General features: G+C 70.2%; 10 protein-coding genes. 6 read left to right on the top strand and 4 right to left on the bottom strand.

Annotated elements, in window-relative coordinates:
* Window positions 1-100: 100 nt before the first annotated feature.
* Window positions 101-562, bottom strand: coding sequence for an Rrf2 family transcriptional regulator (locus OG568_RS35125; protein ID WP_266414524.1), 462 nt, complete (start codon window positions 560-562; stop codon window positions 101-103).
* A gap of 195 nt (window positions 563-757) precedes the next feature.
* Here OG568_RS35125 and OG568_RS35120 point away from each other — a divergent pair, with 195 nt between their 5' ends.
* The 6 genes from OG568_RS35120 to OG568_RS35095 all read left to right on the top strand — a co-directional run bounded on the left by OG568_RS35120 (window position 758) and on the right by OG568_RS35095 (window position 8,630).
* Window positions 758-1,426: a DUF3105 domain-containing protein gene (locus tag OG568_RS35120; RefSeq protein ID WP_266582160.1), complete on the top strand. Its 669-nt coding sequence runs from the start codon at window positions 758-760 to the stop codon at window positions 1,424-1,426.
* A gap of 5 nt (window positions 1,427-1,431) precedes the next feature.
* Window positions 1,432-2,064: a DUF305 domain-containing protein gene (locus tag OG568_RS35115; RefSeq protein ID WP_266652814.1), complete on the top strand. Its 633-nt coding sequence runs from the start codon at window positions 1,432-1,434 to the stop codon at window positions 2,062-2,064.
* Between the two features lie 549 nt (window positions 2,065-2,613).
* Window positions 2,614-4,563 carry a S53 family peptidase gene (locus OG568_RS35110; RefSeq protein ID WP_329534470.1) on the top strand — a complete coding sequence of 650 codons (1,950 nt, stop codon included), beginning with the start codon at window positions 2,614-2,616 and terminating at the stop codon, window positions 4,561-4,563.
* Window positions 4,564-4,670: 107 nt separating this feature from the next.
* On the top strand, window positions 4,671-5,117 hold the full coding sequence (locus OG568_RS35105; RefSeq protein ID WP_329534469.1) for a hypothetical protein: 447 nt from the start codon (window positions 4,671-4,673) through the stop codon (window positions 5,115-5,117).
* 95 nt (window positions 5,118-5,212) lie between these two features.
* Complete coding sequence (locus OG568_RS35100; RefSeq protein WP_329534468.1) at window positions 5,213-6,790, top strand: multicopper oxidase family protein; 1,578 nt, start codon at window positions 5,213-5,215, stop codon at window positions 6,788-6,790.
* Between the two features lie 85 nt (window positions 6,791-6,875).
* Entirely contained in the window at window positions 6,876-8,630 is a 1,755-nt protein-coding gene (locus OG568_RS35095; protein WP_266582164.1) for an NAD+ synthase, read from the top strand.
* Between the two features lie 164 nt (window positions 8,631-8,794).
* Here OG568_RS35095 and OG568_RS35090 read toward each other — a convergent pair whose 3' ends face one another.
* The 3 genes from OG568_RS35090 to OG568_RS35080 form a co-directional block, all read right to left on the bottom strand.
* Window positions 8,795-10,018, bottom strand: a complete 1,224-nt coding sequence (locus OG568_RS35090) for an MFS transporter (protein ID WP_329534467.1) — start codon at window positions 10,016-10,018, stop codon at window positions 8,795-8,797.
* 190 nt (window positions 10,019-10,208) lie between these two features.
* Window positions 10,209-11,267, bottom strand: a complete 1,059-nt coding sequence (locus OG568_RS35085) for an endonuclease/exonuclease/phosphatase family protein (protein WP_329534466.1) — start codon at window positions 11,265-11,267, stop codon at window positions 10,209-10,211.
* A gap of 234 nt (window positions 11,268-11,501) precedes the next feature.
* Window positions 11,502-12,122: a TetR/AcrR family transcriptional regulator gene (locus tag OG568_RS35080; protein ID WP_329534465.1), complete on the bottom strand. Its 621-nt coding sequence runs from the start codon at window positions 12,120-12,122 to the stop codon at window positions 11,502-11,504.
* Window positions 12,123-12,128: the final 6 nt, after the last annotated feature.

The following is a 12,128-nucleotide window of genomic DNA, read 5'->3' as shown; positions in this document are numbered from 1 at the left end:
CTGACGGCAGGCGGCAGATGGCAGGCGGCGGACTTCAGGTAACAGATATCAGACGTCAGATAACAGATGACGGATGACAGATGACAGATTTCGTCAGGTGTCAGCCGTCATCCGACGTCAGAGCCGAGGTCGGCCTGCCGGAGATCCCCAGCAGCAGCGGCCCCGTAGGCGCCGCGACCACGTCCGCCACCGTCAGCGGGTCCAGCGAGGCGAAGAACGCCTCCTGAGCCTGCCGCAGCGCACCCCGCAGTCGGCAGCCGGAGCGGAGCGGGCAGGGCGTGGTCCCCTCGCAGTCGACCACATCACCGTCGCCCTCGAAGGTGCGGACGATGGCACCGACCGAAGCCGTGCGCCCCGCCTCGGTGAGGCCGAGGCCGCCGCCGCGGCCGCGGCGGGCCGCGAGCAGTCCGAGGTGCTGGAGTTCGGCGACGACCTTAGCGGCATGGGTATAGGGGACATCCATGTCCGCGGCGACCTCGCGGGTGGTGGGGGTCGCCCCGTCGGCGACGGCGAGCCGCATCAGGACTCGCAGGGCCAGGTCGGTGGAGCGCAGCAGCCTCATGCCGGCAGCCTACTTAATACGCATCTGCGGCTCAAATTATCCATATGGATCATTCGGACAGGGGGCGCGTCCCGCCTCCGTGGCGCTCCGCCGCAAGGCTGTCCTTTGGACATTCTGTGACCTCCCTTCGTGCTGAGCACCCTCGCCCCATTACGATCAGCGGACCCGACCGTCCCATCCCCATAAGGACTCGCCATGGGTTCCGCCAAGAACACCACCTCCGCGCAGCGCAAGGCGCGCATAGAAGAGATGCGTAAGGCCGAGCGTGCCCGGGAGCGTCGTAACCGGATCCTCACGATCACGGCCAGCACGGTCATAGTCGCCGGTCTCGTCGTCGGCGGTGTCGTCCTGGTCCGGTCGCAGTCCGACGACAGCGGCACCTCGGCCAGCGACTCGAAGGGCGGCTCGGGGCACTTCGTCACGGGCAAGGACGGTGTGGAGACCTGGTCGGGGACGCTGTCCCGCAACCACGTCACCAAGACCGTGAAGTACCCGATGGAGCCCCCGGTCGGCGGCAACCACAACCCGGTGTGGATGAACTGCAACGGCGACGTCTACGGCAAGGCGATCAACAACATGAACGCCGTGCACTCGCTGGAGCACGGCGCCGTGTGGGTGACGTACAACAGCAAGGCCTCCGACGCCGACGTGAAGGCGCTCGAAGCGAAGGTCAAGAAGACGCCGTACACCCTGATGAGCCCGGTCGAAGACCAGAAGGACCCGATCATGCTGAGCGCGTGGGGCAAGCAGCGCACGGTGACGAGTGCGAGCGACCCGAACGTCGACAAGTTCTTCTCGGAGTTCGTGCAGGGCAAGCAGACGCCCGAGCCGGGCGCCGCCTGCACCAACGGTCTCTCGCAGTGATCCAGATGCGACAGATGGGCTGGATCGCGGGGACCACGGCGGCCGCGCTGGTCGCCGCCGGCGCGATCACGTACGCGGTCGCCGAGAGCGACGGCTCGGGGTCCTCCGGGACGAAGGTGCCGTCGGCCGACTCCGCGGACGCGGGTTTCGCGCGGGACATGGCGGTCCATCACCAGCAGGCCGTCGAGATGTCGTACATCGTGCGCGACCGTACGAACAACGTGGAGGTACGGCGGCTCGCGTACGACATCGCGCAGACGCAGGCCAATCAGCGCGGCATGCTGCTGGGCTGGCTCGACCTGTGGGAGCTGCCGAAGGTGTCGGCGGACGCGCCCATGACCTGGATGGGCATGGGCGACATGGCGTCCGGCAAGGACGGCGCGCTGATGCCCGGCATGGCGACCAACACCGAGATGAAGAAGCTGAACACGCTGAGCGGCAAGCAGGCGGAGGTCTTCTACCTGCAGTTGATGACCGACCACCACAAGGGCGGCATCCACATGGCCGAGGGCTGCGTCGCGAAGTGCACGGTCGGCGTGGAGAAGAAGCTCGCGCAGGGCATGGTCGACGCGCAGCAGTCGGAGATCCAGCTGATGGCGGACATGCTCAAGGAGCGGGGCGCCAAGGCCCGCGACTAGGACCTGCCCGGCGGACCATGCCGGACGGACCCCACGCCGGACAGACCCCAGGAATATTGACCCGCAGGGTTGTTCACGCGGCGGATCGGTGGTCGGCCGCCGATGCCGTCCTCGCCAGGCGTCGACTCGGCCTTCGTGGCGCGGTCGACGCCTGGGGCCTTCGCATGGCCGCACCGGCGGAACCCTTCGTGTCGTATGAATCCAGCCGCTTCAAAGCCCCCGCACGCTCCGAGCCGGGATGCGCCCACCAGCGCCGGGACCAACCACGAACCCGCCGATGTCGCAATACGCCGACGAATGTGGGGAACCCCTTTACAAGATAACGAGGGATATCCCTACATCGAGGGCGAGGGTGCCGCCATACCGCCCCAAATGCCCTTCAATCACAGCCACTTGGTGTTTCCTTGGCTTTCTCATTCCCCTGGCATGAACGGATCATCGCCAGAGTGACCCCCAGCGTGATCCAGTCCCTGTGCCCTCAATTCCGGCACACGGTCTCGCACATCACGAACGACCGGACATGCGACGAACCGCATCGCAGGGGGTTTTATGAGATCCAATCGCGCCATCGTGCGCGCCGGGGTGAGCATGGCAGCGACACTGCCGCTGCTCGCCGGTGCGCTGGCGCTCGGTATACCCACGGCCAACGCCGCGGACGGCCCCAGCCGGGACACCCTCACGGGCACCAAGCCCGCGTGGGCCACGGCGAAGGCGGACAAGGGAGCCGCGTCCGACAGTTCCCAGGTCTCCGCCCGGGTCTACCTGGCCGGCCGGAACGCCGCCGGTCTGGCCGCGTACGCCAAGGCCGTGTCCGACCCGAACTCGGCCTCGTACGGCAAGTACCTCAGCGCCAAGCAGACGCAGGCCCGCTTCGGCGCCACCAAGGCGCAGGTCGCCGCGGTGACCTCGTGGCTGAAGTCGGCCGGTCTGAAGGTCACCGGCACCACGCAGCACTACGTCTCCGTCACCGGTGACGTGGCCGCCGCCGAGAAGGCGTTCGGCACCCAGCTGCACAACTACACCAAGGGCAAGAAGACCTACCGGGCGCCGTCGAAGACGGCCTCCGCGCCGGCCGCCCTGAACGGCGCCGTCCTGACCGTCACCGGCCTGGACAACGCCCCGCACAAGGCGACGCACGACGACACGCTGCCGCCCCCGGACGCGGTGTTCAAGAACTCCGGGCCGTTCTCCTCGTACTACGGCTCGAACACCGCGAGCACGCTGCCGAACGCGTACGGCAAGAAGATCCCGTACGCGATCCAGGGCTACACGGGCAAGCAGCTGCGCGCCGCCTACGGCGCGGGCAAGCGCACCGGCAAGGGGGTGCGGGTCGCCATCACCGACGCGTACGCCTCGCCGACCATCGCGTTCGACGCGGCCACGTACGCCAAGAAGCACGGTGACGCGGCGTACAGCAGCAGCCAGCTGCGTCAGGTGCTGCCCGGCACCTACACGCAGACCGAGGCGTGCGGGGCGGCCGGCTGGTACGGCGAGGAGACCCTCGACGTCGAGGCCGTGCACGCCGTCGCGCCGGACGCGAGCATCACGTACGTCGGTGCCGCGTCCTGCTTCGACAACGATCTGCTCGACTCGCTGAACAAGATCGTCGACAACCACCTGGCCGACATCGTCTCCAACTCGTGGGGCGACATCGAGGCCAACCAGACGCCGGACCTCGCGGCCGCCTACGACCAGACCTTCCAGTTCGGCGCGGTCGAGGGCATCGGCTTCTACTTCTCCTCCGGTGACAACGGTGACGAGGTCGCCAACACCGGTACGAAGCAGGTCGACACCCCGGCCAACTCGGCGTGGGTGACGGCGGTCGGCGGTACCTCGCTGGCGGTCGGCAAGGGTGACAAGTACCAGTTCGAGACCGGCTGGGGCACCGAGAAGGCCTCGCTCGCGGCCGACGGCAAGAGCTGGACCGGCTTCCCGGGCGCGTTCACCTCGGGCGCGGGCGGCGGCACCAGCAAGACCGTGGCGCAGCCCTTCTACCAGAAGGGTGTCGTGCCCGGCGCGCTCGCCACGGCCAACGGCACCACGGCCATGCGCACCGTGCCGGACATCGCGGCGGTCGCCGACCCCAACACCGGTTTCAAGGTCGGCCAGACGCAGACCTTCCCGGACGGGTCCCAGCAGTACAGCGAGTACCGGATCGGCGGCACCTCGCTCGCCGCGCCGGTGATCGCGGCCGTCCAGGCCCTGGCCCAGGAGGCGCGTGGCGGCAAGGCGATCGGTTTCGCCAACCCGTCGATCTACGCGAAGTACGGTTCCAAGGCGTACCACGACGTGACGGACACCCCCACGGGCTCCGAACTCGCCGTGGCGCGCGTGGACTTCGCCAACTCCTTCGACGCGTCGGCCGGTCTGCTCACCTCCGTCCGCAGCCTCGGCAAGGACAGCTCCCTGAAGGCCGTGCGCGGCTACGACGACGTCACCGGTGTGGGCACGCCCACCTCCGGCTACATCGAGTCGTTCCGCTCGAACCACGGTCACTGACGGTCCCCCGTCACCACTGCGCCCGCCCCTCGTCGAGGGGCGGGCGTCGCCGTCTCCGGGCATGCGGCTGCGTGGTACGGATACCCGGTGGGGGTAAGCTGCCGAGCATGACGACGAGGAGCCGGGCACGGTGGGGACAGCTGACGCTGCTCGCCGCGCTGCTCTTCGGGATCGTCACCATGCACACGCTGGGTCACCCCTCCGGACACGGCACGGGCACGGGCATGAGCGCCGCCATGAGAACCGGCGCGGGCACGAGCGCGGACAACGGCTCCGACCATTCCGCGTACGCCATGCCGGCCCCGTCCGCCATGTCGGCCCCGTCCGCCGCCCCTGAACCCAAGATGCCGCCCATGAGCGGCATGGACCCGCTCTCCGTCTGTCTGGCCGTGCTCGGGGGCCTCACCCTCGTACTGCTGCTCGCGGTGGCCCCGGGCCGCCCAGGGGCCGACCTCCTCCGCCCACCCGCGCGCATCCGCTTGCCGCACGCCCTGTGGCCGAACGCTCCCCCACCCCGAACCCTCCTCGCCCGTCTGTCGGTGCTGCGCATCTAGGCCGGCGCATCGGCCGCTTCGTACCGGAAGCGGCGGACGCGCCCATCAGCACGCCGCATCATCACGACATCACCACGACGAGGTGTTACTCAGTCATGCGCATACACACGCGCCGCACCGTTCTCGGTGCGTCGATCGCCGTCGCCGGGACGGCCGTCGGCACGGGAGTTCTGTCCGCCTGCTCGGGCTCGGACTCCGGCCCGGGTTCGGGACATTCGGGCCACGAAGGAAACGAGGGGAACGAGGGAAGCGGGAGCGTACCGAAGGGGTACGTCGATCCGGCGGGCCCGGAGGTCGCCGCCGCCGAGAGGAAGCGGGGCTCGGGCCCGGTCCGCAAGGTGCGCCTCACCGCCGCCGCGACCTCCCTCGACCTCGGCGGCCGTACGGTCAGGTCCTGGGCGTACGGCGGCGAGCTGCCCGGCAAGGAGGTCCGCGTGACCGCGGGCGACACGCTGGACCTCACCCTCGCCAACCACCTCCCCCAGTCCACGTCCCTGCACTGGCACGGCATCGCCCTGCGCAACGACATGGACGGCGTGCCGGACGTCACCCAGCGGGCGGTCAGGCCGGGCGCGGAGTTCGCGTACCGCTTCACGGTGCCGGACCCGGGGACGTACTGGTTCCATCCCCACTCGGGCACCCAGCAGGACCGCGGACTGTACGCCCCGCTGATCGTCGAGGACCCCAAGGAGCCGCTCTCGTACGACAAGGAGTGGGTGGTCGTCCTCGACGACTGGGTCGACGGGGTGGACGGTTCCACGCCGGACGCCGTGCTCAAGGAGCTCAGCGGCGGCATGCACGAGGGCATGGACATGGGCATGGACATGAGCGGGTCGCACATGCTCATGGGTGCCGAGAGTGAGCTGCTGGGCGGCGACGCGGGGGATGTCGCGTACCCGCACTACCTGGTCAACGGGCGTACGGCGCAGGCCCCTTCCACCTTCGGCGCCCGCCCCGGTGACCGTATCCGCATCCGCATCATCAACGCGGCCGGGGACACCGCCTTCCGGGTCGCCCTCGGTGGGCACGAGATGACGGTGACGCACACGGACGGCTTCCCGGTACGGCACGCGACGACGGACGCGCTGCTGCTCGGCATGGGCGAGCGCTACGACGTCCTGGTCACCGCCGAGGACGGGGTCTTCCCGCTGACCGCGCTGGCCGAGGGCAAGAAGGCGTCCACGCGGGCACTGCTGCGTACGGGCGCGGGGACGGCGCCCGCCGCCTCCGTACGGCCGAAGGAGCTCGACGGACGGCTGCTGACGGCCGAGAAACTGACGGCGGACGAGTCCGTGGCGCTGTCGCGAAAGGAGCCGGACCGCACGGTGAAGTTGCAGCTCACGGGCGGTATGGAGAAGTACGACTGGGCCTTCGACAAGAAGCCGTACCGCGCGGATCAGCGGCATCCCGTGCGGTCCGGGGAGCGGGTGCGACTGGTGTTCGCCAACTCCACGAGCATGTGGCACCCGGTGCATCTGCACGGGCACACCTTCGCCCTGGCCGGCGGGGCCGGTGGCACGGGCGGAGCGCGCAAGGACACCGCGATCGTGCTGCCGAACGGGACGCTGACGGTCGACTTCGACGCCGACAACCCGGGGCTGTGGATGATCCACTGCCACAACGTCTACCACTCGGAGGCGGGGATGATGACCATCCTCGGCTACCGGAGCTGAGGACCTGGAGGCCTGAGGGGCCGGGGCGTCTCCACGTGGGGCGCCCCACACCCCATTGTGTCGCTCTGACGATTACACTGGGCCCGTGCCTCAACTACGCCTCGCCCTGAATCAGATCGACTCGACGGTCGGCGATCTCGCCGCCAACGCCGAGGCGATCGTCCGTTGGACCCGGCACTCCGCCGAGCAGGGAGCGCATCTGGTGGCGTTCCCCGAGATGGTGCTGACCGGGTATCCCGTCGAGGACCTGGCCCTGCGGTCGTCCTTCGTCGAGGCCTCCCGCACGGCGCTGCGCGCGCTGGCCGCGCGGCTGGCCGACGAGGGCTTCGGGGAGCTGCCGGTGATCGTCGGCTACCTCGACCGGTCCGAGACCGCCCAGCCGAAGTACGGGCAGCCGGCCGGCGCCCCGCAGAACGCCGCCGCCGTGCTCCACGGGGGCCGGGTGGCGCTGACCTTCGCCAAGCACCACCTCCCGAACTACGGCGTGTTCGACGAGTTCCGCTACTTCGTGCCCGGCGACACCATGCCGGTCGTGCGGGTGCACGGGATCGACGTGGCCCTCGCCATCTGCGAGGACCTCTGGCAGGACGGCGGGCGCGTACCGGCCGCCCGGTCCGCCGGGGCCGGGCTGCTGCTCTCCATCAACGCCTCCCCCTACGAGCGCGACAAGGACGACACCCGCCTCGAACTGGTGCGCAAGCGGGCCCAGGAGGCCGGCTGCACCACCGCCTACCTCGCCATGATCGGCGGGCAGGACGAGCTGGTCTTCGACGGCGACTCCATCGTGGTCGACCGGGACGGGGAGGTCGTCGCGCGGGCGCCGCAGTTCGCGGAGGGGTGCGTCGTACTGGACCTGGAGCTGCCGGCGGGCGCCGCCGAGCCGGTGACGGGTGTGGTGGACGACGGGCTGCGCATCGAGCGGCTGGTGCTCTCGCAGGAGCCGCTGCCCGCGTACGAGGCGGAGGTCGCCGGCGGGTACGCGGAGCGGCTCGACGCCGACGAGGAGGTCTACTCGGCGCTGGTCGTCGGGCTGCGGGCGTACGTCGCGAAGAACGGGTTCCGGTCCGTACTGATCGGACTCTCCGGTGGCATCGACTCGGCGCTCGTCGCGGCGATCGCGTGCGACGCGCTCGGCGCGCAGAACGTGTACGGGGTCTCGATGCCGTCGAAGTACTCGTCCGACCACTCCAAGGGGGACGCGGCGGAGCTCGCGCGGCGGACCGGGCTCAACTTCCGGACCGTGGCGATCGAGCCGATGTTCGACGCGTATATGTCGTCGCTGGGGCTGACCGGGCTGGCCGAGGAGAACCTCCAGTCGCGCCTGCGGGGCACCATGCTGATGGCCATCTCCAACCAGGAGGGGCACATCGTGCTGGCGCCGGGGAACAAGTCCGAGCTGGCGGTGGGGTATTCGACGCTGTACGGCGACTCCGTGGGGGCGTACGGGCCCATCAAGGACGTGTACAAGACGTCGATCTTCCGGCTGGCGGAGTGGCGCAACCGGGCGGCGGCCGAGCGGGGGCAGACCCCGCCGATCCCCGAGAACTCGATCACCAAGCCGCCGAGCGCGGAGCTCCGTCCCGACCAGGTCGACACGGACTCCCTCCCCGACTATCCCGTGCTGGACGCGATCCTCGAGCGGTATGTGGACCGGGACGAGGGCGCGGACGGGATTGTCGCGGCGGGGTTCGACCGGGAGCTGGTGGTGAAGACGCTGCGGATGGTGGACACGGCGGAGTACAAGCGCCGGCAGTATCCGCCGGGCACCAAGATCTCCGCCAAGGGGTTCGGCAAGGACCGGCGGCTTCCCATCACGAATCGGTGGCGCGAGCACGCGTGACGCCGTGGGGGGCGGGGGTGAGTTCTTTCGCCCCCGCCGCCCCTACCCGTCCCGTCCCGTAACCGGGGGCTCCGCCCCCCAGACCCCCGGGTGAGTTCCTTGCCTGCGGGACTGTGGGGGCTGGGCGCGCAGTTCCCCGCGCCCCTTGGGCGCGGGTCCTTGCGTCAGTGATGGGCGTGTTCCGGGTGCGGGGGGACGTGGGTCGCCACCAGGCGGCCCGGCGTGGGTGCGAGGACCTCGGCGCGGCGGTGGTCCACGGCGTACGCCGTCGCGGCGACCGCGAGGCCGAGGACCGCGAGCAGCGCTCCCGCCAGCGCCGGTGACGTCGCACCGAAGCCGGCGGCCAGCGCGACGCCGCCGATCCACGCACCGCCGGCGTTCGCGAGGTTGAACGCGGCCTGGTTGGCGGAGGACGCCAGGGACGGCGCCGCGGAGGCCTTCTCCATGACCATCAGCTGGAGCGGCGAGCCGGTGATGAAGGCGGCCGTACCGAGGAGGGTGACGGCGACGGCCGCACTCCACTGGGCGCTCATGAGGACGGGGAAGAGGGCGAGGACCGTGACCAGCGAGGCGAGTCCGCCGAAGAGGGTGCCGCGCAGGGAGTGGTCCGCGAGGCGGCCGCCCACGAGGTTGCCGGCCGTCGCGCCGACGCCGAACAGCGCCAGCAGCAGCGTGACGCTGGAGTCGGCGTACCCGGCGGAGTCCGTGAGCATCGGCGTGATGTAGCTGTACGCGGAGAACAGGGCGCCGAAGCCCGCGACCGTCGTACCGAGGGCCAGCCAGACGGGGAGCGAACGCAGGGCGGCCAGTTCGCCGCGCAGGCCGCCCGTGGGGGCGTGCGTGTGGTCGCGCGGGATGAGCGACGCGAGCGAGGCTATCGCCGCCAGGCCGATCGCGCTCACGCCGAGGAAGGTCGCCCGCCAGCCGAAGTGCTGGCCGATGAAGGTGGCGACGGGGACGCCCGCGATGTTCGCGACGGTCAGGCCGAGGAACATCAGCGAGACGGAGCGTGCCTTGCGCTCGGGGGCGACGAGGTTGGTGGCGACGACGGCGCCGACGCCGAAGAACGCGCCGTGCGGCAGGCCGCTGACGAAGCGGGCGGCGAGCAGCCAGTGGTAGTCGGGGGCGAAGGCGGAGAGCGCGTTGCCGGCCACGAAGAGCCCCATCAGGGCGATGAGGACCTTGCGGCGGGACATCCGGGCGGTGGCCGCGGCGAGCAGCGGGGCGCCGATCACCACGCCGAGGGCGTAGGCCGAGACGAGGTGTCCGGCGCTCGGGATGGATATGTGGAGGTCGTCCGCGACGTCGGGCAGCAGGCCCATCATCACGAACTCGGTGGTACCGATGCCGAAGGCGCCCACGGCTAGGGCGAGCAGGGCCAGTGGCATGAGGGGCCTTTCAGAAGAGCGGAGTGCAAAAGGGAGAACCGGACGGGCGGGGACGAGCCCGGCTTCGTGGGCGTGCACCACCGTGGCCGGGAGCACACACACGCACGGACGCGCCCGTGCACACCGGTGTGCACGGGCTCCATAAGTTCACCTGTGGAACAAAGTCTCGCAGGCCCAGTATTCCAGGAGGTTAAGACCCGGTTGCCGTGACCTTGACGCGGGCGGCGATCGGAAGGTGGTCGCTGCTGGTCTCGGGCAGGGTCCACGAGGTGACCGGCTCGATGTCCCTGACCATGATCTGGTCGATCCGGGCCATCGGGAACGACGCCGGCCAGCTGAACCCGAAGCCGCTGCCCGCCGCGCCCTGGGTGGAGCGCATCTGCGAGGTGACGGCGTTCAGCGCGCGGTCGTTCATCGTGCCGTTGAGGTCGCCGAGCAGGACGACCCTCTTCAGCGGCTCGTCGGCGATCGCCTCGCCGAGCGCGTCGGCGCTCCGGTCGCGCTGGCGGGCGGTGAACCCGGCCTTCATCTTCACCCGGACCGAGGGCAGATGGGCGACGTACACCGCGACCTGGCCGTTCGGGGTCGTCACCGTGGCGCGCATCGCGCGGGTCCAGCCCAGCTTGATGTCGACGGGCTTGATGCCGGTCAGCGGGTACTTGCTCCACAGCCCGACGGTGCCCTGCACGGAGTGGTACCTGTACGTCGGGGCGAGCGCCTTCTCGTACGTGGGGACCGCCCCGGCCTTCAACTCCTCCAGGGCCACCACGTCGGCGCCGGACGCGGCCACGTCACGGGCGGTGCCGGCGGGGTCCGGGTTCTCCGCGTTGACGTTGTGCGTGGCGACGGTCAGGTCGCCGCCGGCACCGGTCCGGTCGATGAGCAGTCCGCCGAACAGGTTCAGCCAGACGATCGCGGGCAACAGGACGGCGATCAGGGCGGTCGCGGACTTCCGTACGAAGCCGAGGACCAGCAGGACGGGGATGAGGATGCCGAACCACGGCAGGAACGTCTCGGTGAGACTGCCCAGGTTGCCGATCCTGTTGGGGATCCGCGCGTGCAGCAGCATCACCAGGGCGAGGATCAGGGCGAGCGCGGCGAGGATCAGTCCGCGGCGCCAGATGCCGCGGTCGCCCCGCCAGGCGGCCAGCCGGCGCCGGAACTTGTCGAGCAGACGCCGAAGCCGGGGACCTCGGCGCTCGGGCCCTGAGCCGTCGCTGCCTGTCTCCGTCATGTACGCCTGCGCCATACCGTCGCCTCACAACCTGCCGTGCACACCGTCAGCCCCTCGGCTACGACCCTAGGGGATGATCGGCGTCGTTCTCGCCGTACCGGGACGGCCGTACGGGCACGAGGACGAACAACTCGGTGTCCGGGGTTCCGAATACGGGGTCGGAGTGCGGCCTCTGTGACGAAACGCGCACATTCGCGCCGCCCGCCGAGCGGGTGAACCAGGTCTGTGGCACGGTCCGCCGGACAGGCCCTAGGTTCCGGCGGGGCGCAGTCCCGCGAGTACCGTGTCGACGATCTGTTCGGCCAGGTTCTCGGGGAGTTCGGCGTCCGGGCGCATGACGGCGCGGACCAGCATGGGTCCGACGAAGAGGTCGTTGATGACCTCGATGTCCACGTCGTCGCGGAGTTCACCGTCCCGCTGTCCGCGGCGCAGGACCTCGAAGGTGGTCAGGCGCCGCGGTTCGATGACGATCGCCTGGTACGCGGCCCAGATCTTGGGGCTGGACTTGATCTGGGCGTAGACGTTGTGCAGGAGCGCCGAGGAGCGGCTGGCCAGGCCCCGCTGGCGCAGCGGCTCCAGAAGGGCTATCAGGTCGTCGCGCATCGAGGTGCCCGGGAGTTCGGCGTCCGGAGGCTCGGTGGCGCGCATGACGTCGACGAAGAGTTCCTCCTTGCCGCTCCAACGGCGGTAGATGGTCGCCTTGCCGACGCCCGCGGTCCGGGCCAGGCGCTCGATGGAGATCTCCCCGAGGGGGACGCCGTCCTCCAGGAGTTTTATCGCGCCCTCGATGATGGAGCGCTCCACGGCCTCGCTGCGGGGGCGCCCCCGGGGGGCACCCTCCTGCCTGGTTCGGCTGTCCGCGAGGCTCATGTGTCG

It is taken from the genome of Streptomyces sp. NBC_01450, from assembly GCF_036227505.1.
Classification (GTDB): Bacteria; Actinomycetota; Actinomycetes; order Streptomycetales; family Streptomycetaceae; genus Streptomyces.
Note: the sequence above shows the minus strand (reverse complement) of the source record. Positions and strands in the feature narration are given on the sequence as shown.

Coding starts and splice junctions, on each gene's coding strand:
- OG568_RS35090 (WP_329534467.1), bottom strand. CDS start 10,018: ATGCCACTGGCCCTGCTCGCCCTAGCCGTGGGCGCCTTCGGCATCGGT.
- OG568_RS35120 (WP_266582160.1), top strand. CDS start 758: ATGGGTTCCGCCAAGAACACCACCTCCGCGCAGCGCAAGGCGCGCATA.
- OG568_RS35105 (WP_329534469.1), top strand. CDS start 4,671: ATGACGACGAGGAGCCGGGCACGGTGGGGACAGCTGACGCTGCTCGCC.
- OG568_RS35110 (WP_329534470.1), top strand. CDS start 2,614: ATGAGATCCAATCGCGCCATCGTGCGCGCCGGGGTGAGCATGGCAGCG.
- OG568_RS35080 (WP_329534465.1), bottom strand. CDS start 12,122: ATGAGCCTCGCGGACAGCCGAACCAGGCAGGAGGGTGCCCCCCGGGGG.
- OG568_RS35125 (WP_266414524.1), bottom strand. CDS start 562: ATGAGGCTGCTGCGCTCCACCGACCTGGCCCTGCGAGTCCTGATGCGG.
- OG568_RS35115 (WP_266652814.1), top strand. CDS start 1,432: ATGCGACAGATGGGCTGGATCGCGGGGACCACGGCGGCCGCGCTGGTC.
- OG568_RS35085 (WP_329534466.1), bottom strand. CDS start 11,267: ATGGCGCAGGCGTACATGACGGAGACAGGCAGCGACGGCTCAGGGCCC.
- OG568_RS35100 (WP_329534468.1), top strand. CDS start 5,213: ATGCGCATACACACGCGCCGCACCGTTCTCGGTGCGTCGATCGCCGTC.